Genomic DNA, 20,968 nt, shown 5'->3' with positions numbered 1-20,968 from the left:
GTATGAGAGATATTCAAGACTTTGATAGTATAATGATAAAACTAGCTTCCCCTGACCAGATAAGAGCTTGGTCATACGGGGAAGTTAAAAAGCCAGAGACCATCAATTATAGAACACTTCGGCCAGAAAAGGACGGATTATTCTGTGAGAGAATCTTTGGTACCACAAAAGAGTGGGAATGTTATTGTGGTAAGTTTAAGTCTATCCGATACAAAGGTGTTATTTGTGACCGTTGTGGTGTTGAAGTAACGCACTTTAAGGTAAGACGTGAACGAATGGGACACATCGAATTAGCATCCCCTGTATCACATATATGGTATTACCGTTCTGTTCCTTCTAGAATGGGGTTATTACTTGATCTTACAATTGCAGCTCTTCGATCGATACTGTATTACGAAAAGTATATTGTAATTGAGCCAGGTGATACTGATCTTAAAAAAATGGAATTACTCACAGAAGAGGAGTTCTGGGAAGCTAAAGAACGTTTTGGTATGTCTTTTACTGCAGGTATTGGTGCCGAAGCTGTTAGAACCCTTTTGGAAAACTTAGACCTTGATGCCTTAAGTGCAGAATTAAGAGCTAAGATGATAGAAAAAGGTGCAAAAGCTGACAAGAGACTCCTTAAACGAATAGAAATAGTTGAAAACTTTCGTGATTCTGGTAATCAACCAGAGTGGATGATATTGGATGTCATTCCCGTTATTCCACCAGATTTGCGACCTATGGTACAATTAGACGGTGGTAGATTTGCAACTTCTGACCTCAATGATCTATATAGAAGAGTAATAAACAGAAATAATCGTCTTAAAAGATTAATGGCTTTAAATGCACCTGATATCATTATCCGTAATGAAAAACGTATGCTCCAAGAAGCTGTTGATGCTCTTTTTGATAACTCAAAGAAGAAAAAAGTTGTTAAAGGTGCTTCTAATAGACCTCTTAAGTCACTATCTGACATGCTTAAAGGTAAGCAAGGACGATTTAGACAGAATTTATTAGGTAAGCGTGTAGATTATTCTGGACGTTCTGTAATTGTAGTAGGACCAGAGCTCAAGATACATCAATGTGGTTTACCTTCAAAAATGGCTTTAGAATTATACAAGCCTTTTATTATGAAGAAGCTCGTAGAGAAAGCTGTTGTTTATAATATCAAAAAAGCGAAAACTTTAGTCGAACATGAAACTGCAGAAGTATGGTCAGTCCTTGATGAAGTTGTAAAAGAACATCCTGTAATGTTAAACCGTGCACCTACATTGCATAGGCTGGGTATTCAGGCCTTTGAACCTGTCCTTGTTGAGGGTAAGGCTATCAAACTTCATCCCCTAGTTTGTCATGCTTATAATGCTGACTTTGATGGGGACCAGATGGCTGTTCACGTTCCTTTAACTCAGGGTGCACAAATTGAGTGTTGGACACTGATGTTGTCTGCAAATAACTTGTTAGACCCTGCCAATGGAAAGCCAATAGTATTCCCTTCTCAGGACATGGTTCTTGGTATCTACTATTTAACAAAAGACAAAAAGAACGGGAAAGGTGCTGGTAGATATTTTACTGGTGTCGATGAAATTCAAATGGCCATAGAAGCTGAATCTTTAGAGTATGCTTCTGTTATTAGGTATAAGTTAGGCTCAGAAGTTATTGAAACAACTCCTGGAAGAGTCATCCTAAATGAAGCAATGCCTAGTGAGATTGAGTATGTAAATTATACATTAGGTGATAAAGAACTGAAGAAGGTTATTGCCAAAGTCTATGCTCAACATGGTTCCTATGTGACTGTTGAAATGCTAGATGCTGTAAAAAATACAGGATTTAAGTATGCAACTGTTTTTGGTGCTACGATTTCCATGGGTGATATTGTTATTCCTGATGAAAAGAAAGACCTTATTGGAAGTGCAAATGCTGAAGTTGAGAGAATTCAGTATCAGTATCTACAAGGTCATATTACACAGGATGAAAGATATAACCGTGTTGTCGAAGTTTGGTCTAAGACAAATGAAGATTTAACGAATCAAATGATGGCTACTCTTGAAAAGGACAAAGACGGTTTTAATAACGTTTATATGATGGCTAATTCTGGAGCTCGTGGATCACGTAACCAGATAAGACAGCTAGCAGGAATGAGAGGTTTGATGGCTAAACCTTCAGGTGATATTATTGAACTTCCTATTCGGTCCAACTTTAAAGAAGGTCTATCTGTAATTGAATTCTTCATTTCGACCAATGGTGCACGTAAAGGTCTTGCTGATACAGCCCTTAAGACGGCGGATGCAGGTTATTTAACAAGGCGTCTTGTTGATATTGCGCAAGATGTTGTTGTTAATGAAGAAGATTGTGGGACTATTAATGGTATACAAACATCAGCTATCAAAGATGGTGAAGATATCGTTGAATCTTTAGCTGATAGAATCCAGGGCCGTTACACTCTGGAACGTGTTAAGCACCCTATAACAGACGAAGTGATTATTGATGTAAATGAACAGATCACAGATGAAATTGCTATTCAATTGGAAGAGATAGGTGTTGAATCTGTCCGTATAAGAACAGTGTTAACCTGTGAGTCCAAGCATGGTGTGTGTCAGAAGTGTTATGGTCGTAACCTAGCTTCTAATCGAACTGTTGATATTGGTGAAGCTGTAGGTATTATTGCTGCGCAATCTATTGGTCAACCAGGTACACAGTTAACTATGAGAACTTTCCATATTGGTGGTGTTGCAACAAAGGGGTCTGAAGAAAATAGAATCGCTTTGAAGTATTCTGTCTTGGTAAAGGAAATAATTGGTTCCATTGTTACTCAGGAGTCTGGTGATAGGATTTATACAAGAAAAGGTTTCGTTAATGTATCACGTATATTAAGAACTTTTGATCTAGAAGGTAAGGAAGAAGTCCTTGTAGAAGATGGTCAAAAGGTTATTCGTGGTGAAGCTTTATATAAAATAAACGGTGAAGAAGTATTAGCAGAAGATATCGGATTCGTTCATCTTCGTAAGAATCAGCTGTTAATGGTAGCCCAGGAGCAAAAGATTGAAGTACGTAATGGTTCTGTTATTCTTGTCGATGTAAATGATATATTAGAGCCTGGTGAGTCCATTGCAACTTTTGACCCATTCTCAGAACCAATCATTGCCGAGGTTTCTGGTATTACACGATATGAAGATATTATATTGGGTACTACCTTAAGAACAGAAGTAAATGAAGATACAGGACGTTCAGAGAAACGGATAACAGATTATACTTTAGAGTCTTTACAACCTCGAATTTTAATTGAAGATGCAGAGGGTAATGTTTTAACTTCCTACTATTTGCCTGGAGGCGCTTTTGTTCGGGTAGAAGACGGTGTCGAGATTAAGGCTGGTAAGGTTCTAGCTCGAATGTTAAAAGAATCAGTAAAAACTCAGGATATTACTGGTGGTCTTCCTCGTGTTGGTGAGCTATTTGAAGCACGTAAGCCAAAGAATCAAGCTGTTTTAGCACGTATAAGTGGTATCGTCAGATTTGAAGGAATTGTGAAGGCAAAGCGAGTTGTCATGGTAGAAGATCCTTATGGCAATAAGTTGAAACACCTTGTACCTATGGGTAAACATTTACTTGTTCGTGATGGAGACCCTGTTGAAGCTGGTGAGCCTTTATGTGATGGTAATACAGATCCCCACGATATTTTAGAGATATTAGGTGAAAATGCCCTACAAAAGTATTTAGTAAATGAAGTACAGGAAGTTTATCGACTTCAGGGTGTACAGATTAACGATAAACACATCGGTGTCATAATACGTCAGATGATGCGAAAAGTTGAGATCATCGAAGTTGGTGATACAAACTTTATCTATGGACAGCAAGTTGATAAATATCAGTTTAATTTCCAGAATGATAAGGTTAAGAAGAATGGTGGACAACCTGCTATGGCAAAACCATTACTTCTGGGAATAACTAGAGCTTCTCTGAATATTGATAGTTGGATATCAGCAGCTTCCTTTCAGGAAACTACAAGAGTTCTAACTAATGCTGCCATCGCAGGAGATATGGATGCTCTACGTGGGTTGAAAGAAAATGTTGTTATCGGACATCTGATTCCTGCTGGTACTGGTATGAAAAAATATCGTAAGATCAAACTGTTTGATGACCAAAGAGAAGATCTTGATGCTCACGTACAAGAGATTCTTCGAGCTAAGGCAGAAGCCGTTGCTAACGAAGAAGGTGAATATGATGATCATGATGACGTTGATGTGGAAGCATTACCTGAATCTGTAGAATAAAATAGTATCAAGCCCCGTCAAAAGGGGCTTGAATTTGTTTTTGTGCTATGTTAATTTTTATTTCGTTTGAATTTAATGATAATTAGGCCCTTAGGGAATCGCCTCGAGGTATTGAGGTATAACATGCTGGGTTCTCTACTGTGTCAGTAAATATAGGAGTGAGCAGATAATGCCAACTATTAACCAATTAGTTCGCCAAGGTAGAAAGCGAACTATTAAAAAGACAATGTCACGTGCACTTGATGCCTGTCCTCAGAAAAGAGGTGTATGTACACGTGTTATGACAGTAACTCCTAAGAAGCCTAACTCTGCTCTTCGAAAAGTAGCTCGTGTAAGGTTGACTAATGGAATCGAAGTTACTGCTTACATCCCAGGTATTGGGCACAATTTACAAGAACACTCAGTAGTAATTATTCGTGGTGGAAGAGTTAAAGATCTTCCTGGTGTGAGATATCACATCGTTCGTGGAGCAAAAGATACTTTTGGTGTTCAGGATCGAAAGCAAGGTCGATCTAAATATGGTGCTAAGAGACCTAAGGCGTAAGGAGATTTAGATGTCACGAAGAAGAGTTGCTGCTAAACGTCCAGTAAGCCCAGATCCTCAATTCGGATCTACGGTCCTTACAAAATTCGTAAGAAGAATGATGGTTGATGGTAAAAAATCAACAGCTGCAAAAATCGTATATAGTACAATTGATAGAATTGGCGCTAAGGCTGATACTCAAGGTATTGAGGTCTTTAATAAGGCTATTGAGAATGTTAAGCCTATGGTAGAAGTTAAGTCACGAAGAGTTGGCGGTTCTACTTATCAAGTTCCGGTAGAAGTAAGAGAAAGCAGAAGAGAAGCTTTGGCTATGAGATGGATTATTGCGGCTGCCAGAAGCAGAAGTGGTAAATCTATGGCTGAGAAGTTATCTGCTGAGCTTTTAGACGCTTTTAATTCTACTGGTGCAGCATTCAAGAAGAAAGAAGATACTCATAGAATGGCGGAAGCTAACAAAGCATTTAGTCATTATAGATGGTAATTTTTACAAATTATTTATAAGGGTATTGCTTAATTAGGAGGGAGTGTGATATATTCCCTCCGATCATCCCAGTCAAGCCTGAACTATTAGGCCGCTGAATTAGGGATTAGTGTTCTTTGTGTGAGTCGAATTATATAAGTATTTATTTTTTGACTAAAACTTGTCTCTTTAAATCCATTTACTTGGGTTTTATCCGCACATAAGAATCACTTAAAATTGGTAGGTAGGCATGGTGAGGTGTCCTGTATGGAAATAGCCATCACTCATGACCTAATAATATTGAGAAATCATATTTTAAATTAAGCCAAGGAGGAAGTGATGGCTAAGGAAAAATTCGCAAGAACGAAGCCACACATCAACGTAGGAACTATTGGTCACGTTGACCATGGTAAGACAACTCTTACTGCTGCCATTTCTGCATACTGTTCAGTTGCACAGGGTGGTAAAAAAGTTAACTACGATGATATCGACAATGCGCCAGAAGAGCGACAACGTGGTATCACCATTAATACTCGACATATTGAGTATGAAACAGAAACTAGACACTATGCTCACGTAGACTGCCCAGGACACGCGGACTATGTTAAGAACATGATTACTGGTGCTGCTCAGATGGATGGTGCTATTCTTTTAGTAGCAGCTGACTCTGGACCAGAACCACAAACAAGAGAGCACATCTTACTTGCAAATCAGGTTGGTGTACCTTCAATACTTGTTTTCTTAAACAAGATGGACTTAGCTGATCCTGAATTGGTTGAGCTTGTTGAAATGGAATTAAGAGATCTTCTTTCAAGCTACGGTTTTGATGGAGATAATATTCCAATGATCAAAGGTTCTGCTTTCCAAGCAATGGAAAATATTACTGATGCAGAAAAGACTGCACCTATCAAAGAACTTTTAGACACAATGGATACTTACTTTCCCATTCCTGAAAGAGCTGTAGATAAGCCTTTCTTGATGCCTATTGAAGACGTTTTCTCAATTCAAGGTCGAGGTACTGTTGTAACTGGACGTATTGAAGGCGGAATCGTTAAGGTTGGTGAAGAAGTAGAAATCGTTGGTATTAAAGATACTAAGAAGACTACTTGTACTGGTGTTGAAATGTTCAACAAACTTCTTGATGAAGGTCAAGCCGGTGATAACATTGGTGCGCTTCTTCGAGGTGTTGACAAGAAAGAAGTTGAAAGAGGACAGGTTCTTGCAAAACCAGGAACAATTACTCCTCATACTAAGTTCAAGGCAACAATTTATTGTTTGACCAAAGATGAAGGTGGACGACATAATCCATTCTTCTCTGGTTATAGACCTCAGTTCTACTTCAGAACAACAGATATTACTGGTACAGTAACTCTTCCTGAAGATAAACAAATGGTTATGCCTGGTGACAACACTGAGCTTACAGTAGAACTTATTCACCCAGTTGCGATGGATAAGGGTCTTCGATTTGCTATCCGAGAAGGTGGACGAACAGTCGCCTCTGGACAGGTAATCGAGATAATCGAGTAAGTATTGATAACAATGGGGCCTCGCTCCTAGGCGAGGCTTTTTTTTGGGAGTTATGATGAGTAGCGAAAGAATTCGAGTCAGACTCAGAGGTTTTGACGTAGAGTTAATCGATCAAAGTGCTAGAAGTATTGTTCAAACAGTACAGAAGGCAGGTACTAAGGTTAGTGGACCTATTCCATTGCCTACTAAGATTAACAAGTATACCGTACTGCGGTCTCCTCACGTTAACAAGAAGAGTAGGGAGCAGTTTGAGATGCGAACGCATAAAAGGCTCATCGACATTCTTGAACCGACCTCTGCGGTAATGGATGCATTGATGCAGTTAGAGTTACCTGCTGGTGTTGATGTAGAGATCAAGCAGTAGTTGGTTATTAGACTAAGAATTGGGGTATAAGATGATAGGGCTGATCGGCAAGAAAGTAGGAATGACTCAGGTGTTCGATGAGCAGGGCGTCCTAACGCCAGTAACAGTTATTAAGGTTGAACCTAATACAGTTATCGAAGAGCGGAACACCGAAAAGCACGGCTATAATTCTATAGTTCTTGGTACTGTTGATAAAAAAGAAAGCCGAATTACTAAGCCGTTCGCAGGACAATTTACTGAAGGTGTTAAACCTAAGAAATGTCTTGTAGAAATGAAGGATTTTGAAAAGGAATGCAAAGTGGGTGACATTTTTGGTGTCGAACTACTTGAAGACTTATCTTTTGTAGACATAACAGGTCAAAGTAAAGGTAAGGGTTTCCAGGGTGTTATGAAGAGACACGGATTTAGTGGTGGTAGAGCCACTCACGGTTCGAAGTTTCACAGAGCCAACGGTTCAACCGGTATGGCTGCAACCCCTTCAAAAACCATCAAAGGTCTGAAAATGGCCGGTAGAATGGGTGGTGACAAAAAGACAGTACAGAATTTGAGAGTCGTTGCTGTTGATACAGAAAGCCAGGTTCTCCTTGTAAAGGGAGCTGTTCCTGGAAATAAAGACGGATTTGTAGTCGTTAAAAAGGCTAAGAAGAAATAGAGGAATATTATGGACAAAGCAGTCTATTCAGTAGATGGAAAAGAACTCCGTAAGATTCAGTTAGATGACACTGTGTTCGCACGGGAAGTCTCTGAAGGTTCCATCTATCATGCAATTCGAAACGAACTAGCTAACCTTCGTGTTGGTACTGCTTCTACCAAAAACCGTAGTGAGGTTAATGGTAGTGGTGCAAAACCATGGAGACAAAAGGGTACTGGTCGTGCTCGAGCCGGACATAAAAGATCCCCTCTTTGGAGAGGTGGTGGTGTTGTGTTTGGACCTAAGCCACGGGATTATAGCTATAGCTTACCAAAAAAAGTCAAAAGATTGGCGTTGAAGTCAATATTGAGTTTAAAGGCAGCTGGTGAGGATTTTAAAGTAATAGAAGATTTTACTATTGAAAGTGGTAAAACAAAGGATCTTGTAAAGATTCTGACTAATTTAGCTCCTCAGGAAAAAGCTATTGTTATCCTTAAAGAGGATGACGCCATGATTAGAAGAGCTGGTAGAAACCTTCCTTGGGTGAAGTTCTTGTCATATAACAGATTGAGAGCACATGATTTGTTTTATTCAAAGAATGTAATTGTGCAAGAAGGTGCAGCCTTAAATCTCAATGAATTCTACGGTGAAGGTAAATAGGGGGGCGACATGAGAGCTGAACAAGTTATTATTGCACCGGTATTAACCGAAAAAACCAATTCATTGAGAGAAGGTGAAGCTAAGAAATATGTTTTCAAAGTAGATCCTAGGGCTAACAAGGTTGATGTTATCTCCGCTATCAGTGAAGTATTTAAAGTTACTGTAAAGTGCTGCAACATTATTAATGTAAAGGCAAAAGCAAAATCAGTAGCTTCAAAATCTGGTCATAGAAGAGGCACAGGTGCCGGAAAGTCTTGGAAAAAGGCTATCGTCACTATTAAAGCCGGTGACAAGATTGATATCTTTGAAGGCGCCTAGGAGCGAAGGGGTTATAGATGGGAATTAAATCATACAAACCAAATACACCTGGCCTTCGTTTCAAGACATCTCTTACTTTTGATGATATCACTAGACGTGGTTCTGAGAAGTCATTGACTTCTGGTAAGGGAAAGAACGCTGGAAGAGGCGCTGGTGGAAGAATCAGTGTACGTCGCCGAGGCGGTGGACACAAAAAGAAATATAGAGCAATTGACTTTAGAAGAAACAAGTTTTCTGTTCCTGGTAAAGTCGCTCATATTGAATACGATCCAAATAGAAGTGCAAATATTGCATTAATCCATTATCTTGATGGTGAAAAAAGATACATTATAGCTCCAAAAGGCTTAAATGTTGGTAGCACGATCCAAGCTGGTCCTGATGCACCTATTGAAATTGGAAACTCACTTCCTTTGGAGAATATTCCTGTTGGACGTGTTATTCACAATATTGAACTTCAACTTGGTAAGGGTGGACAGTTAGTTCGTTCTGCTGGAACTAGTGCTATGATAGCTGCTAAAGACGGTGACTATGTTACTGTTAAGTTGCCTTCTGGTGAAATGAGAATGGTTTTCAAAAAATGTTCCGCAACAATAGGTTCAATTGGAAATGAAGACCATATGAATGTTTCACTTGGTAAAGCAGGTAGAAGCCGATGGTTAGGTAAACGTCCTAAAGTTCGAGGGGTTGTAATGAACCCAGTTGATCACCCACATGGTGGTGGTGAAGGTAAAACTTCTGGTGGTCGACATCCGGTTACACCTTGGGGTATCTCAACCAAGGGTAAGAAGACAAGAAAGAAATTTAAACCTTCTAACAAGTTTATTGTTTCAAGAAGGAAATAGGAGTAGCGTGTGTCTAGATCTGTAAAGAAAGGTCCTTTTATCGCTAAGAGTCTCTACAAAAAAGTTGTAGAAATGACAAAGGCCGGCTCCAAAAAAATGATCAAGACATATTCCAGGACTTCAACAATCATCCCTGAAATGGTTGGTTTAACCATTTCTGTGTATAACGGAAAAACTTGGGTTCCTGTTTATGTTACTGAAAACCTCGTTGGTCACAAGTTAGGAGAATTTGCTCCAACTAGATTCTTCAGAGGGCACGCTGGTTCGGATAAAAAAGGCAAGAGATAGGTTAGGGTATGGAAGCTAATAAGGGATACAGAGCAGTTGCAAAGAGATTGCCAATGTCAGCATTTAAGGTAAGACCCATTGCTGATAATGTACGCACTAAGCCATATACAGAAGCTATCGCTTTGCTGGAAAGCATGCCAAACAAAAGTGCAAAGCTTTTAAGGAAGGTTATCCAGTCAGCGGCAGCCAACGCATTATATACAAATAAGCAACTTGATGAAGAGATGCTTATTGTAAAAGAGCTTATGGTTGATGAAGGGCCAAGTCAAAAAAGAATTTGGCCACGATCAAGAGGACGGGCAGACAGGCTTATTAAAAGAAGCTGTCATATCTCTGTTGTAGTAGAAGAAATTTCAAAGGCGGGAGAGTAAGATGGGTCAGAAAGTACATCCTTATGGTCTTAGATTAGGTATTAACAAAACCTGGAAATCCCGTTGGTATGTTTCTCCTCGTGAGTATGCAGATACTCTTCATGAAGATTTAAATCTTCGTAAAGCGTTGATGAACACTTCTGAGGCTCGAAGCGCAGAAATTGGTAATGTAGAAATTGTACGACAACCTCAAAGGGTAACTATTGTTGTACACACTGCAAGACCAGGTGTTATTATTGGAGCAAAAGGTGCTAATATTGAAAAAATTAGTACTAAGCTTCAGAAGTTAACTGATAAAAAAGTTCAACTTAAGATAAAAGAAATTAAGAAGCCTGAAGCTGATGCTCAAGTAATTGCATTAAATGTGGCAAGACAACTTAAGTCTAAAGGTTCTTTTAGAAGAGCTCTTAAGATGGCCACACAAAACGCAGTACGAGGTGGAGTTCAAGGTATCAAGATCAAAGTTTCTGGACGCTTAGGCGGAGCGGAAATGGCTCGAGAAATGGAAATGAAAGAAGGCCGAGTCCCTCTTCATACTTTTAGAGCTGATATTGATTATGGATTTGCTGAAGCTGATACAACATTTGGTAAGATCGGTTGTAAGGTATGGGTCTTTAAGGGAGAAATCCTATCTAAAGATACTAAAGAAGATGCCGGTCTATTGGTTAAGAAAACCAAAGAACGGTCTGCAAGGAGCTAGAGATGTTAAGTCCTAAAAAGATAAAATATCGAAAGCAACAACGTGGAGTCTTAGACGGTAACGCACAGAGAGGAAACAAAGTATCCTTTGGTGAGTTCGGTTTGATGAGTTTAGAGAACAAATGGATCACTAACCGTCAAATAGAGGCAGCCCGTATTGCTATGACAAGGCATATCAAAAGGGGTGGTAAGGTTTGGATTCGAATCTTCCCTGATGTTCCTTATACAAAGAAACCTGCTGAAACCCGAATGGGAAAAGGTAAGGGAAATCCAGAGAAGTGGGTTGCTGTAGTTAAACCAGGTACTATGATGTTTGAAATGTCAGGTGTTCCTGAGGAACTTGCAGCAGAAGCGATGAAATTGGCGAGTGCTAAGCTCCCCATTAAGACTAAATTCGTAACACGAAGAGAGTTGGGATAAGATTATGAAAAATTCTTACAAAGAATTAACCTTAGATGAAGCCAAAGCAAAGTATGAAGAAATAAATAAAAAATACTTTGACCTTCGTATGAACATGGTAGTAGGACACGTTGAGAATCCTTTAGAGAAAAGATCTCTACGTAGGAATCTAGCGCGATTGAATACCATAATTCGAGAATACGAACTTGGTCTTCGTAAGGCATAGGAGAAGACAGTGGCTATAAAAATTGAAAAAAAGCAATTTGTTGGTCAGGTTGTAAGTGATAAGATGGAGAAAACCATTACAGTTACGGTTACAACCAAAGCTCTTCATCCTCTTTACAAGAAATACGTGACTCGTAGCAAAAAATATAAGACTCATGATGAAAATAATGAGGCTCATATTGGTGATACTGTACGAATCATTGAGTCTCGTCCAATGAGTAAAGATAAGCGATGGCGACTTGTAGAAGTTGTTGAGCGAGCTAAGTAGTCGGGTAAAGGAGTTTAGATATGGTACAAATGCAAACCTACCTGAACGTCGCCGACAACAGTGGTGCAAAACGGGTACAGGTAATTAAAGTTCTTGGCGGTTCTCATAGAACATTTGCTTCAATAGGCGATATCGTCGTTGTTGCCGTAAAGGACGCCTTACCTAATGCACCTATTAAGAAAGGGGATGTTCAAAAAGCCGTAGTTGTACGGACGAGCAAAGAAATCAGAAGGCCTGACGGAACATATATACGTTTTGATGATAACGCTTGTGTTATTATTGATGCGCATAACGCACCACGTGGTAAGCGTATTTTTGGGCCGGTCGCCAGAGAGCTACGAGAAGTTGGATTCATGAAGATTGTATCCTTAGCTCCCGAGGTTCTCTAGGAGGAAGGAAAGATGGCTGTTAAGACCAAATTGAAAAAGAACGATATGGTTAAGGTTCTTTCCGGTAAAGACAAAGGTAAAACTGGAAAGATCTTAAAGATCGACAGAGAAAAAGAACGTGTTGTTGTCGAAGGCATTAATGTAGTCAAGAAGACAGTTAAGCCTAAATCTGCCCAAGAAAAGGGTGGTATAATCGAGATAGAAGCGGCGCTTCATATATCCAATGTTGCTTTAATGACTAAAAAGGGTGAACCCACTCGAATTGGTTTTAAAACAGAAAAGGGTAAGAAGGTTCGTTTTAGTAAGAAGACGGGGGATGTACTGTAATGGCAAGTGTTCCACGATTGAAAATGAAATATCAGGATTCAGTTGCTGGTGAGTTGAAAGAACAATTCAGCTACAAGTCTGTTATGCAGATTCCTCGAGTCGAGAAAGTTGTAGTTAGTGCTGGTGTTGGTGAAGCGATTCAGAATAAGAAGCTATTAGATTCAATTACTTCTGAAATCTCACTAATAACTGGTCAAAAGGCTATGAAAACTAAAGCTCGAAAATCTGTAGCGGCGTTTAAAGTAAGACAAGGTCAGGAAATTGGTGCAAAAGTAACTCTACGAGGTACTATCATGTGGGAATTCCTTGATCGTCTAATTAATGTAGCTCTACCTCGAGTTAAAGACTTTCGTGGTGTAAATAATAAAGCGTTTGATGGTCATGGAAATTACTCCTTGGGTATCACAGAACAAATTATTTTCCCAGAAATCGATTATGACAAGATTGAGAAGGTAAGCGGCTTAAATGTTGCTGTAATCACAACTGCTAAGACAGATCAAGAAGCTAAGGAATTATTAGCTAAACTTGGTATGCCTTTTAAGAAATAGGAGACGAAAATGGCAAAAACTTCCATGATCGTAAAGGCTTTACGAAAGCCTAAATACTCCACTCGAAAGGTCAATAGATGCCGCGTTTGTGGACGACCTCGAGGTTATATGAGAAAGTTTCAGATGTGCAGGATCTGTTTCAGAAAGCTTGCGAGCGAGGGGCTGATTCCTGGCGTAACAAAATCAAGCTGGTAGGAGTACGAAGATGGCAGTATCAGATCCAGTAGCGGATATGCTGACAAAAATTCGGAATGCGGTTTCTGCAACTCATGAGAAGGTTGATATTACTCCTTCCAAGATTAAGATGGAAATCGTAAAGATTCTGAAAAATGAAGGTTATGTAAAGAACTTCAAAAAAATCACTTCAGAAGACAAAGATGTTATTCGAGTGTTTTTGAAGTATGATGTAAAAGAAAATCCAGTGATCCACGGAATTGAAAGATTATCAACTCCAGGAAGACGGGTTTACTCAGGTTATAAAAAAATGCCTAGAGTATTAAACGGATTTGGAACTCTAATTATTTCCACATCGGAAGGGGTTACAACCGGTAAGAAAGCTGCAGAGAAGAAGATGGGCGGTGAGCTTATCTGTTCTGTATGGTAAGAGGGGACTAGAATGTCACGAATTGGTAAAAAACCTATTGAGCTACCTCAGGGTGTAAAGGTTACCTTCGGGGACAACCTTTTTACTGTAGAAGGTCCCAAAGGAAAGCTTTCCCAGGATTACAAACCACATGTTACTTTCGCTCAAGAAGGTAACGTTGTAACTGTAAATCGAGTTGATGATAGTAAACCTTCTCGAAGTTATCATGGTTTGTATAGAAACCTTTTGGCAAACATGGTCGAAGGTGTATCTAAAGGTTTTACTAAGAATTTAGTAATAAACGGAGTTGGATACAGAGCAGAGACTAAAGGTAATATTGTAACATTTAACCTTGGGTACTCTACTCAAATTGAATATGTTGTTCCTGAAGGTGTTGAGGTCAAGATCGACAGTAATACGAAAGTTGCTGTTCTCGGAATTGATAAACAGAAGGTTGGACAAGTTGCTGCTGAAATCAGAGGACTTAGACCACCAGAACCTTACAAAGGTAAGGGTATCAAGTACGAAGAAGAACACATTCGTAGAAAAGTCGGTAAGTCCGGTGTTAAGTAGGTAGAGTAGTATGAAGAAACTTGTTGAGAAAAATAAGCGAAGAGCGAAGCGAAAGCTTCGAATCAGAGGCAGACTCTCTGGAACTGCTGACAGACCAAGACTTAGTGTATTTAAGAGTAATAAACACATTAGTGCTCAGGTTATAAATGATATTGATGGTGTAACCATTGTATCTGCGTCCTCCTATGAAAAAGATGCAAAAATTGCTCATAACGTAGAAGGGGCGACAGCTTTAGGAGAGTTAATCGGAAAAAGACTCTTAGAGAAAAAAATATCTAATGTAGTCTTTGATCGAAATGGTTTTTTGTACCACGGTTTAGTTAAAGCCGTAGCCGATGGTGCTCGAAAAGCTGGGATCGAATTCTAGGAGGTTTTAGAGTGGATCAGAACAAAGATAATGAATTTGTTGAAAAATTGATTCGCCTAAACCGTGTAGCTAAGGTTGTGAAAGGTGGACGTAGGTTCAGCTTTTCAGCCTTAATGGTTGTAGGTGATGGTAACGGTAGAGTTGGTTATGGATTTGGTAAAGCTAATGACGTAACTGAAGCTATTCGAAAATCAGTAGATAAGGCAAAGTCAAGTATGATTAATGTTCCTATCTATAAGAATACAATTCCTCATATTGTTAATGGGGAGTTTAAGAGTGCTAACGTGCTTCTTAAACCTGCGGCACCTGGTACAGGAATTATCGCTGGTGGTGCCGTTCGTGCTGTTATGGAAGCTGCTGGTATCAATGATATCCTCAGTAAATCCCTTGGTTCTGGTAACAATATGAATATTATTAAGGCAACTTTTGATGGTCTTAGTAGTCTTCTTTTAGCTAGAAATGTTGCTTCCAATCGAGGAAGAAGCATTAAGGACATGTGGGGGTAACCAATGGCTAAAGCGAAAGTAAAGAAGGTACGAGTAAGATTGGTTCGTTCGATAATTGGTCGTATTAAAACTCAAAAGAGAACTGTAAAAGCTCTCGGATTGGGTAAGATTGGATCTGTTGTTGAAAAAGAAGTTAATCCTGCAATACAGGGTATGATAAATTCTATTTCTCACCTTGTAGAAGTCGAGGAGATCGTATAATATGGCACAATTCGAGATTCGAGCACCTAAGGGTGCTACGAAAAAGAAAAAAATCGTAGGTCGAGGTCGGGCAACAGGTGTTGGTAAGACTTCCGGTCGAGGTAGTAATGGCCAGAATGCAAGATCAGGTGGTAAAGTACGACCTGGTTTTGAGGGTGGTCAGATGCCTTTATATAGACGACTTGCTCGGAGAGGTTTCTCAAATGCGAGATTCAAGAAAGAGTATGTTGTTATAAATCTCATAGATCTGCAAAACAGATTTAAGAGTGGAGATAAAGTTAATCTTGATACACTTAAGAAGGTTGGACTAATTAAAAATAGTGTGACTGATGTTAAGTTGTTGGGTAACGGCGAAATCAAGAAAAAGCTAACTGTTGAATTGGATAGAATTTCAACTTCAGCAAAAGAAGCTATTCTTGCCGCAGGCGGAACTGTCTCCGAAAAAACAGAAAAGGAATAATGGATAGGTAAATGGCAAACAATCCTCTAGTCGACATCTTTAAGATTAAAGACCTCAGATCCAGAGTACTCTTTACACTTGGGGTCTTGATTGTTTTTAGAATTGGGGGGACACTTCCCATTCCCGGGATTAATCCCACAGCTCTGAAGAACTATTTTGATACGCACCAAGGGTCAGGGTTAGGAATTGCAGATTATATGGATTTCTTTGCTGGTGGAGCGTTTAAGAATTTTTCGATATTTATGCTGGGGATAATGCCATATATATCAACGTCTATTATTATGCAGCTTATGATGCTTGCTTTCCCCTCCTTGAGAAAAATCTCTGAAGAGGATGGGGGACGCAAGAAAGTCCAAAGATATACGCGGTACGGTACAATTGTAGTAGCTTTGATACAATCTTATGCCGCTGCCGTGTATGCTAATAGCATTCCTGATATATTAACAATAGGTAGAACGGAATACACAATAATAGCAATGTTGACAGTAACAACTGGAACAGTGTTCTTGATGTGGTTAGGGGAACAGATTAACCAACGCGGGATAGGTAATGGAATATCATTATTAATTTTCGCAGGTATAGTTGCTCGAATGCCAAATGGAATTTATGTTCTTATCAGAGCAATTCGAGAAAATCGTTTGAACCTTGTTTTTGTTCTACTAGTTTTTGTTATGTTTATCGGTGTTATAGCACTGGTAATATATGAGCAGCAGGGACAGAGAAAGATTCCTGTGAATTATGCTAAAAGGATAGTTGGTAGAAAGATGTATGGGGGACAAAACACCTATATACCTTTCAAAATAAATCCTTCTGGTGTAATTCCTGTTATTTTTGCTTCATCTGTAATGACATTTCCATTACAGATCGCTAATAACTTAGGAGTCCAGTATAAATGGTTAAGGACTGTTTACACTTGGTTACAACCTGGTGGAATTACGTATATGGTCATTTATACATTATTGATTATCTTTTTCGCTTATTTTTATACTCAGGTTAGTTTGAATCCATTAGAGATTGCTAAGCAAATTCGTGAGAATGGTGGAACAATACCAGGTATTAGAAGTGAAAAGATAGAGGAATACCTGACAAGAATCCTTAACAGGATAATTCTTCCTGGATCATTGTTTTTGGCTTTTATAGCAATTGTACCTTCTATCGTGCAAAGTGTATTTGGGTTTCCAACTCAAGTAGCCTATTTAATGGGTGGTACTTCGTTGTTGATTATGGTTGGCGTAGACCTAGATACAATGAGTCAAATAGAGGGACATTTACGAATGCATCATCATGATGGTTTGACAAAAAAAGGTAAGTTGAGATCCAGGAATCTCTAAGGGAGAAATAGTATGAAGGTACGTGTTAGTGTAAAGCCGATTTGTGATAAGTGTAAAATTATTCGTCGACGTGGAGTTGTTAGAATAATTTGCGAAAATCCAAAGCACAAACAAAGACAGAAGTAAGGGGGCATTCTAGATGGCTCGTATTGCTGGTATTGATTTACCAAACAAACCGCTGGAAATTGCGTTAACCTATATTTATGGTATAGGACGGACTTCAGCAAAGAAAATTTGTGAAGCAACAAAATTGGATCCTATGTCAAGAACAAAGGATCTTACTAATGATCAAGTCAATGATTTACGAAAGATCATTGAAAATGATTATACTGTAGAAGGTCGTCTTCGATCTGAAGTAGCACTAAATATTAAGAGATTAATGGATATTGGTTGCTATAGAGGACTACGACACAGAAGAGGATTACCATTACGAGGGCAGAGAACTAAAACTAATGCCAGAACTCGTAAGGGTAAAAAGAAAACTGTTGCTAACAAAAAGAAATAAGATGGAGGTTTTTTCCATTGGCTAAGGTTAAGAAGAAAAAAGACAAAAAGACGGTTGTTGAAGGACAAGTTTTTATTCAAGCTACCTTCAATAATACAATTGTTACCGTCGCTGATATGAAAGGAAATGCAATTTCCTGGGCAAGTGCTGGATCTTTAGGATTCAAGGGAGCTAAGAAGTCTACTCCTTATGCCGCACAGACTACAGCCGAAGCTGCAGCTACAAGAGCGAAAGATTTCGGTCTTAGAGACGTTCATGTTTATGTGAAAGGACCAGGTGTAGGACGAGAGTCTGCTATCCGATCATTAGGTGCTTTAGGTCTTAGAGTGAAAAGCATCAGGGATATAACACCTATTCCACATAATGGTTGTCGACCTCGTAAGAGTCGAAGAGTATAAAAGTAAGGCAGAGGAGTATAAATGGCGCGTAAAAACCTTTTAAAAGGATTCAAACGACCTAAAGGACTAACTTTCGAACATGGTGAGTTGAATTCCAATTATGGTAAGTTCATAGCTTATCCTTTCGAAAGGGGATACGGTACAACAATAGGGAATTCTTTAAGAAGAATTCTACTGTCTTCCATACAAGGGTATGCTGTTTCTGCAATTCATGTGACTAGTTACGATTCTGAAGGTACACCACATGTTATTTCATCTGAATTCGAAGCTATACCTGATGTTGTAGAGGATACACCTCAAATAATTTCAAACTTGAAGCATTTGCAGATTGCTCTTGGTGAAGATGAAGAGCAAAAGACAATTGTGATTGAAAAAAAAGGTGCTGGAGCTATTTTAGGTTCAGACTTAGAGAAAGATGGTGTTACTGTTGTATCTAAAGATTTAGTTATTGCAACACTTATGGAAGATGCTCATGTACAAATGGAGATTCAAGTTGATTTAGGACGTGGATATGTTCCTTCTGAATTGAACGAAAAGTACATAGATATTATTGGTACGATCCCGATGGACGCCATTTTCTCTCCTGTTAAACGGGTAAAATATCAAGTTGAGGATACTCGAGTTGGACAACGTGCTGACTACGATAAGTTAACTTTAGAGATCTTTACTGATGGAACTATTGCTCCTGAAGATGCTTTGGCTGAAGCAGCCAAAATTGCTAAGGAGCATTTTACAATCTTTATTAATTTTGATGAAGATGAAATCATGGGTGATGAAGAAGTTGATGAGGAACAGGAAGCTCTTGATGCCTTGTTAAGTACACCTGTTGAGGAATTGGAACTTACAGTTAGATCAAGTAATTGTCTTAAGAATGCTAAGATTGAAACTATTGGTGATCTGATCAAGAAAACTGAAGATGAGATCGCCAAAACAAGAAACTTCGGTAAAAAGTCTCTTGAAGAGATTAAAATGAAGTTAAAAGAAAGAGGTTTAAGTCTTGGTATAACTGACGAGAGCGTCCTCAAAAACTCATTGAAACTCGGAAAAAAGGAATAGATCAATGAATCACAGGAAAGGTTTTAACCGTCTTGGGAGAAAGGCAAGCCACAGGAAGGCATTAAAGCGAAATATGGTCATGTCTCTTTTTAAGAATGAAAGAATAAAGACTACTCAGGCGAAAGCTAAAGAAGTTAGACGTGACGCTGAAAAAATGATCACTAGAGCAAAAGTTGATAGTGTTCATAATAGAAGAATTGTAGCAAAAAGAATAACTGATAAAGCAATTCTTGCAAAATTATTTACAGATATTGCTCCTAGGTTTACAGAAAGACCAGGGGGTTATACTAGAATCCTTAAACTAGGACAACGTCAGGGAGATGCTGCAGAAGTGGTAATTCTTGAGCTTGTTGAACGAAAAGTTAAGGAAGAAGCATAAAGAGCTGCCTACGGGCAGCTTTTTTTTTGCTTATTTAGATTTTTTACCGATAATTATAATAATTATTGAGTAGGTGATAACTTGTCTTCAAGTCTTAAGATTTCAATATCTTTATTTAGTTCTATAATAATACTCTCTTTCGCAGCTCTATTTTTTAATGAGAGTATTTTCAACTATGTAGAATCACAATTCTATAATCAGAAGGTTATAAATGACTACAATAAAAGATTAGATCAGTTTGAAGTCATACTTGATCAGTATTTTTCAGAAAAGTCCAAATCTTTTCAGGAATATCTAAAAGACGATTGGGTTGTTAATACTTTTGATACTCAACAAAAAAGATTAGATATAAATAGATCTTTTACTTTAAGTCAATCATTCAAAGATCTAGTTGATGGTGTTTCTTATATAAGAATTATAGATAAAGATGGGGAATCTATACATTTTTCAACAGTCAATTCTGACTTACTTCGTGAAACAGCTTATGACCGCATATATAAAAAGTGGGAAGCTATCGAACCTAGTCTATCCAGTAAGGATGTGATGTCTGATCCAGAAGAAAGCTATCACATCAGCACTGATGAAAATAAGCAATTAATATTGTTCTGTTATCCAATAATCGATAGTTTGGATATTTATAAAGGTACTGCCGTATTGGGTGTCTCTATACGCGATCTACAAACATATATAGTTCAAAGTAATAGTGCTATAGGATCAATTTACCTCAAGTTGACAAATAATAATAAATTTATTCTGGGACTTACCAGGAAATATGATCATAAATTGGAAGAAACACTAAATACAGTGATGAATACCTCTACTGAAATAACCCCAATTGGTATTACTGATGAAGGTAATGAATTTTTAGCTGTATCAAGAAAAAATAGCATATATATATTTAATAGTGATAAGTTGTTATTACCTGAAATTGACAAAATCATATTAGTTCTATCCTCTTTTTTAGTATTAATAGTCTTATTTTTCTGGTTATTGAGTCTAATCCCAACCCCATTGAGTAAAGCTAGAAAACAGATAAAGATGTTTCAAATTAACGCTATTAAAGATTTTATTAATTCAAGAGAAGGTGACCCATTAGTTTGGAAGAAAAAATTTGCAAGAAAAGAAGTAGTTATAAAAAAGAATTTAAATAAAAGTCTTGGACATATAAAAAGAAAAGATAGAGAAGAGATAAATGAACTAATTGATAGTAGTATTACAGAGATTGTTGACGTATTAACACATAAATATAGTCAAGACTCAAACCTGGATTTAGTAAAGATTGAAGAACTACTAAAAAGCCTACTAAATCAAAATAATAAGAACAATGGAATTGTGTCCCCGGTTAATGCACAAACTGAAGAACTAGATGAAGTCGAAGAACTAGATGAAGTCGAAGAACTAGATGAAGTCGAAGAGTTAGATGAAGTCGAAGAGTTAGATGAAGTCAAAGAGTTAGATGAAGTCGAAGAGTTAGATGAAGTTGAAGAGTTAGATGAAGT

At 38.3% G+C, this 20,968-nt stretch carries 32 protein-coding genes; all 32 read left to right on the top strand.

The window, feature by feature from the left end; genetic code table 11:
- Positions 1 to 2: 2 nt before the first annotated feature.
- Entirely contained in the window at positions 3 to 4,250 is a 4,248-nt protein-coding gene (rpoC, locus tag K345_RS0113005; protein WP_028974535.1) for a DNA-directed RNA polymerase subunit beta', read from the top strand.
- A gap of 169 nt (positions 4,251 to 4,419) precedes the next feature.
- A complete protein-coding gene (rpsL, locus tag K345_RS0113000; RefSeq protein WP_028974534.1) occupies positions 4,420 to 4,794 on the top strand; it encodes a 30S ribosomal protein S12 in 375 nt (124 codons plus the stop codon).
- A gap of 10 nt (positions 4,795 to 4,804) precedes the next feature.
- Positions 4,805 to 5,275 carry a 30S ribosomal protein S7 gene (gene rpsG, locus K345_RS0112995; protein WP_028974533.1) on the top strand — a complete coding sequence of 157 codons (471 nt, stop codon included), beginning with the start codon at positions 4,805 to 4,807 and terminating at the stop codon, positions 5,273 to 5,275.
- A gap of 318 nt (positions 5,276 to 5,593) precedes the next feature.
- Complete coding sequence (gene tuf, locus K345_RS0112990; RefSeq protein ID WP_028974532.1) at positions 5,594 to 6,781, top strand: elongation factor Tu; 1,188 nt, start codon at positions 5,594 to 5,596, stop codon at positions 6,779 to 6,781.
- A gap of 55 nt (positions 6,782 to 6,836) precedes the next feature.
- Positions 6,837 to 7,145: a 30S ribosomal protein S10 gene (gene rpsJ, locus K345_RS0112985; protein WP_028974531.1), complete on the top strand. Its 309-nt coding sequence runs from the start codon at positions 6,837 to 6,839 to the stop codon at positions 7,143 to 7,145.
- Positions 7,146 to 7,176: 31 nt separating this feature from the next.
- Complete coding sequence (rplC, locus tag K345_RS0112980; protein WP_028974530.1) at positions 7,177 to 7,797, top strand: 50S ribosomal protein L3; 621 nt, start codon at positions 7,177 to 7,179, stop codon at positions 7,795 to 7,797.
- 9 nt (positions 7,798 to 7,806) lie between these two features.
- Entirely contained in the window at positions 7,807 to 8,436 is a 630-nt protein-coding gene (rplD, locus tag K345_RS0112975; RefSeq protein WP_028974529.1) for a 50S ribosomal protein L4, read from the top strand.
- A 9-nt stretch (positions 8,437 to 8,445) separates the two neighbouring features.
- Entirely contained in the window at positions 8,446 to 8,754 is a 309-nt protein-coding gene (rplW, locus tag K345_RS0112970) for a 50S ribosomal protein L23 (protein ID WP_028974528.1), read from the top strand.
- A gap of 17 nt (positions 8,755 to 8,771) precedes the next feature.
- A complete protein-coding gene (rplB, locus tag K345_RS0112965) occupies positions 8,772 to 9,596 on the top strand; it encodes a 50S ribosomal protein L2 (RefSeq protein ID WP_028974527.1) in 825 nt (274 codons plus the stop codon).
- A 9-nt stretch (positions 9,597 to 9,605) separates the two neighbouring features.
- Positions 9,606 to 9,884, top strand: a complete 279-nt coding sequence (gene rpsS / locus K345_RS0112960) for a 30S ribosomal protein S19 (protein ID WP_028974526.1) — start codon at positions 9,606 to 9,608, stop codon at positions 9,882 to 9,884.
- An 8-nt stretch (positions 9,885 to 9,892) separates the two neighbouring features.
- The gene (gene rplV, locus K345_RS0112955; RefSeq protein ID WP_028974525.1) at positions 9,893 to 10,255 is read left to right on the top strand and encodes a 50S ribosomal protein L22; all 363 of its coding nucleotides are present in this window, start codon (positions 9,893 to 9,895) and stop codon (positions 10,253 to 10,255) included.
- A 1-nt stretch (position 10,256) separates the two neighbouring features.
- On the top strand, positions 10,257 to 10,955 hold the full coding sequence (gene rpsC, locus K345_RS0112950; protein WP_028974524.1) for a 30S ribosomal protein S3: 699 nt from the start codon (positions 10,257 to 10,259) through the stop codon (positions 10,953 to 10,955).
- A gap of 2 nt (positions 10,956 to 10,957) precedes the next feature.
- Positions 10,958 to 11,374, top strand: coding sequence for a 50S ribosomal protein L16 (gene rplP / locus K345_RS0112945; protein WP_028974523.1), 417 nt, complete (start codon positions 10,958 to 10,960; stop codon positions 11,372 to 11,374).
- A gap of 4 nt (positions 11,375 to 11,378) precedes the next feature.
- Positions 11,379 to 11,579 carry a 50S ribosomal protein L29 gene (gene rpmC / locus K345_RS0112940; protein ID WP_028974522.1) on the top strand — a complete coding sequence of 67 codons (201 nt, stop codon included), beginning with the start codon at positions 11,379 to 11,381 and terminating at the stop codon, positions 11,577 to 11,579.
- Positions 11,580 to 11,594: 15 nt separating this feature from the next.
- The gene (rpsQ, locus tag K345_RS0112935) at positions 11,595 to 11,846 is read left to right on the top strand and encodes a 30S ribosomal protein S17 (protein ID WP_028974521.1); all 252 of its coding nucleotides are present in this window, start codon (positions 11,595 to 11,597) and stop codon (positions 11,844 to 11,846) included.
- Positions 11,847 to 11,866: 20 nt separating this feature from the next.
- On the top strand, positions 11,867 to 12,235 hold the full coding sequence (rplN, locus tag K345_RS0112930) for a 50S ribosomal protein L14 (protein WP_028974520.1): 369 nt from the start codon (positions 11,867 to 11,869) through the stop codon (positions 12,233 to 12,235).
- A gap of 12 nt (positions 12,236 to 12,247) precedes the next feature.
- On the top strand, positions 12,248 to 12,562 hold the full coding sequence (rplX, locus tag K345_RS0112925) for a 50S ribosomal protein L24 (protein WP_028974519.1): 315 nt from the start codon (positions 12,248 to 12,250) through the stop codon (positions 12,560 to 12,562).
- Positions 12,562 to 13,110: a 50S ribosomal protein L5 gene (rplE, locus tag K345_RS0112920; RefSeq protein ID WP_028974518.1), complete on the top strand. Its 549-nt coding sequence runs from the start codon at positions 12,562 to 12,564 to the stop codon at positions 13,108 to 13,110. The genes rplX and rplE overlap by 1 nt, the downstream gene beginning before the upstream one ends.
- A gap of 9 nt (positions 13,111 to 13,119) precedes the next feature.
- Complete coding sequence (locus K345_RS22945) at positions 13,120 to 13,305, top strand: type Z 30S ribosomal protein S14 (RefSeq protein ID WP_083963766.1); 186 nt, start codon at positions 13,120 to 13,122, stop codon at positions 13,303 to 13,305.
- Positions 13,306 to 13,315: 10 nt separating this feature from the next.
- Entirely contained in the window at positions 13,316 to 13,714 is a 399-nt protein-coding gene (rpsH, locus tag K345_RS0112915) for a 30S ribosomal protein S8 (RefSeq protein ID WP_028974517.1), read from the top strand.
- Between the two features lie 12 nt (positions 13,715 to 13,726).
- The gene (rplF, locus tag K345_RS0112910; protein WP_028974516.1) at positions 13,727 to 14,266 is read left to right on the top strand and encodes a 50S ribosomal protein L6; all 540 of its coding nucleotides are present in this window, start codon (positions 13,727 to 13,729) and stop codon (positions 14,264 to 14,266) included.
- A 10-nt stretch (positions 14,267 to 14,276) separates the two neighbouring features.
- Entirely contained in the window at positions 14,277 to 14,633 is a 357-nt protein-coding gene (rplR, locus tag K345_RS0112905) for a 50S ribosomal protein L18 (protein WP_028974515.1), read from the top strand.
- An 11-nt stretch (positions 14,634 to 14,644) separates the two neighbouring features.
- Positions 14,645 to 15,139, top strand: coding sequence for a 30S ribosomal protein S5 (gene rpsE, locus K345_RS0112900; RefSeq protein WP_028974514.1), 495 nt, complete (start codon positions 14,645 to 14,647; stop codon positions 15,137 to 15,139).
- 3 nt (positions 15,140 to 15,142) lie between these two features.
- Positions 15,143 to 15,340 carry a 50S ribosomal protein L30 gene (gene rpmD / locus K345_RS0112895; protein ID WP_028974513.1) on the top strand — a complete coding sequence of 66 codons (198 nt, stop codon included), beginning with the start codon at positions 15,143 to 15,145 and terminating at the stop codon, positions 15,338 to 15,340.
- 1 nt (position 15,341) lies between these two features.
- The gene (gene rplO / locus K345_RS0112890) at positions 15,342 to 15,800 is read left to right on the top strand and encodes a 50S ribosomal protein L15 (RefSeq protein WP_028974512.1); all 459 of its coding nucleotides are present in this window, start codon (positions 15,342 to 15,344) and stop codon (positions 15,798 to 15,800) included.
- Between the two features lie 11 nt (positions 15,801 to 15,811).
- Entirely contained in the window at positions 15,812 to 17,131 is a 1,320-nt protein-coding gene (secY, locus tag K345_RS0112885) for a preprotein translocase subunit SecY (protein ID WP_028974511.1), read from the top strand.
- Between the two features lie 12 nt (positions 17,132 to 17,143).
- On the top strand, positions 17,144 to 17,257 hold the full coding sequence (rpmJ, locus tag K345_RS22940; RefSeq protein WP_083963765.1) for a 50S ribosomal protein L36: 114 nt from the start codon (positions 17,144 to 17,146) through the stop codon (positions 17,255 to 17,257).
- Positions 17,258 to 17,270: 13 nt separating this feature from the next.
- Positions 17,271 to 17,636, top strand: coding sequence for a 30S ribosomal protein S13 (rpsM, locus tag K345_RS0112880; RefSeq protein WP_028974510.1), 366 nt, complete (start codon positions 17,271 to 17,273; stop codon positions 17,634 to 17,636).
- 17 nt (positions 17,637 to 17,653) lie between these two features.
- Positions 17,654 to 18,034 carry a 30S ribosomal protein S11 gene (gene rpsK, locus K345_RS0112875; RefSeq protein WP_028974509.1) on the top strand — a complete coding sequence of 127 codons (381 nt, stop codon included), beginning with the start codon at positions 17,654 to 17,656 and terminating at the stop codon, positions 18,032 to 18,034.
- A 21-nt stretch (positions 18,035 to 18,055) separates the two neighbouring features.
- Complete coding sequence (locus tag K345_RS0112870; RefSeq protein WP_028974508.1) at positions 18,056 to 19,090, top strand: DNA-directed RNA polymerase subunit alpha; 1,035 nt, start codon at positions 18,056 to 18,058, stop codon at positions 19,088 to 19,090.
- Between the two features lie 4 nt (positions 19,091 to 19,094).
- Complete coding sequence (rplQ, locus tag K345_RS21030) at positions 19,095 to 19,469, top strand: 50S ribosomal protein L17 (RefSeq protein WP_053228293.1); 375 nt, start codon at positions 19,095 to 19,097, stop codon at positions 19,467 to 19,469.
- An 81-nt stretch (positions 19,470 to 19,550) separates the two neighbouring features.
- Positions 19,551 to 20,968, top strand: a 1,418-nt coding sequence (locus K345_RS23500) for a hypothetical protein (protein ID WP_037572417.1), incomplete at its 3' end; no start/stop codon positions are given.

It is taken from the genome of Spirochaeta cellobiosiphila DSM 17781, assembly GCF_000426705.1.
GTDB lineage: Bacteria > Spirochaetota > Spirochaetia > DSM-17781 > DSM-17781 > Spirochaeta_E > Spirochaeta_E cellobiosiphila.
The sequence above is the reverse complement of the archived record's forward strand: the minus strand, read 5'-3'. Positions and strand labels throughout refer to the sequence as shown.

Bases quoted from the DNA above. Each gene is read 5' to 3' on its own strand.
- rpoC (WP_028974535.1), top strand. From the start codon at position 3: ATGAGAGATATTCAAGACTTTGATAGTATAATGATAAAACTAGCTTCC.
- rpsL (WP_028974534.1), top strand. From the start codon at position 4,420: ATGCCAACTATTAACCAATTAGTTCGCCAAGGTAGAAAGCGAACTATT.
- rpsG (WP_028974533.1), top strand. From the start codon at position 4,805: ATGTCACGAAGAAGAGTTGCTGCTAAACGTCCAGTAAGCCCAGATCCT.
- tuf (WP_028974532.1), top strand. From the start codon at position 5,594: ATGGCTAAGGAAAAATTCGCAAGAACGAAGCCACACATCAACGTAGGA.
- rpsJ (WP_028974531.1), top strand. From the start codon at position 6,837: ATGAGTAGCGAAAGAATTCGAGTCAGACTCAGAGGTTTTGACGTAGAG.
- rplC (WP_028974530.1), top strand. From the start codon at position 7,177: ATGATAGGGCTGATCGGCAAGAAAGTAGGAATGACTCAGGTGTTCGAT.
- rplD (WP_028974529.1), top strand. From the start codon at position 7,807: ATGGACAAAGCAGTCTATTCAGTAGATGGAAAAGAACTCCGTAAGATT.
- rplW (WP_028974528.1), top strand. From the start codon at position 8,446: ATGAGAGCTGAACAAGTTATTATTGCACCGGTATTAACCGAAAAAACC.
- rplB (WP_028974527.1), top strand. From the start codon at position 8,772: ATGGGAATTAAATCATACAAACCAAATACACCTGGCCTTCGTTTCAAG.
- rplV (WP_028974525.1), top strand. From the start codon at position 9,893: ATGGAAGCTAATAAGGGATACAGAGCAGTTGCAAAGAGATTGCCAATG.
- rpsC (WP_028974524.1), top strand. From the start codon at position 10,257: ATGGGTCAGAAAGTACATCCTTATGGTCTTAGATTAGGTATTAACAAA.
- rplP (WP_028974523.1), top strand. From the start codon at position 10,958: ATGTTAAGTCCTAAAAAGATAAAATATCGAAAGCAACAACGTGGAGTC.
- rpmC (WP_028974522.1), top strand. From the start codon at position 11,379: ATGAAAAATTCTTACAAAGAATTAACCTTAGATGAAGCCAAAGCAAAG.
- rplN (WP_028974520.1), top strand. From the start codon at position 11,867: ATGGTACAAATGCAAACCTACCTGAACGTCGCCGACAACAGTGGTGCA.
- rplX (WP_028974519.1), top strand. From the start codon at position 12,248: ATGGCTGTTAAGACCAAATTGAAAAAGAACGATATGGTTAAGGTTCTT.
- rplE (WP_028974518.1), top strand. From the start codon at position 12,562: ATGGCAAGTGTTCCACGATTGAAAATGAAATATCAGGATTCAGTTGCT.
- K345_RS22945 (WP_083963766.1), top strand. From the start codon at position 13,120: ATGGCAAAAACTTCCATGATCGTAAAGGCTTTACGAAAGCCTAAATAC.
- rpsH (WP_028974517.1), top strand. From the start codon at position 13,316: ATGGCAGTATCAGATCCAGTAGCGGATATGCTGACAAAAATTCGGAAT.
- rplF (WP_028974516.1), top strand. From the start codon at position 13,727: ATGTCACGAATTGGTAAAAAACCTATTGAGCTACCTCAGGGTGTAAAG.
- rplR (WP_028974515.1), top strand. From the start codon at position 14,277: ATGAAGAAACTTGTTGAGAAAAATAAGCGAAGAGCGAAGCGAAAGCTT.
- rpmD (WP_028974513.1), top strand. From the start codon at position 15,143: ATGGCTAAAGCGAAAGTAAAGAAGGTACGAGTAAGATTGGTTCGTTCG.
- rplO (WP_028974512.1), top strand. From the start codon at position 15,342: ATGGCACAATTCGAGATTCGAGCACCTAAGGGTGCTACGAAAAAGAAA.
- secY (WP_028974511.1), top strand. From the start codon at position 15,812: ATGGCAAACAATCCTCTAGTCGACATCTTTAAGATTAAAGACCTCAGA.
- rpmJ (WP_083963765.1), top strand. From the start codon at position 17,144: ATGAAGGTACGTGTTAGTGTAAAGCCGATTTGTGATAAGTGTAAAATT.
- rpsM (WP_028974510.1), top strand. From the start codon at position 17,271: ATGGCTCGTATTGCTGGTATTGATTTACCAAACAAACCGCTGGAAATT.
- K345_RS0112870 (WP_028974508.1), top strand. From the start codon at position 18,056: ATGGCGCGTAAAAACCTTTTAAAAGGATTCAAACGACCTAAAGGACTA.
- rplQ (WP_053228293.1), top strand. From the start codon at position 19,095: ATGAATCACAGGAAAGGTTTTAACCGTCTTGGGAGAAAGGCAAGCCAC.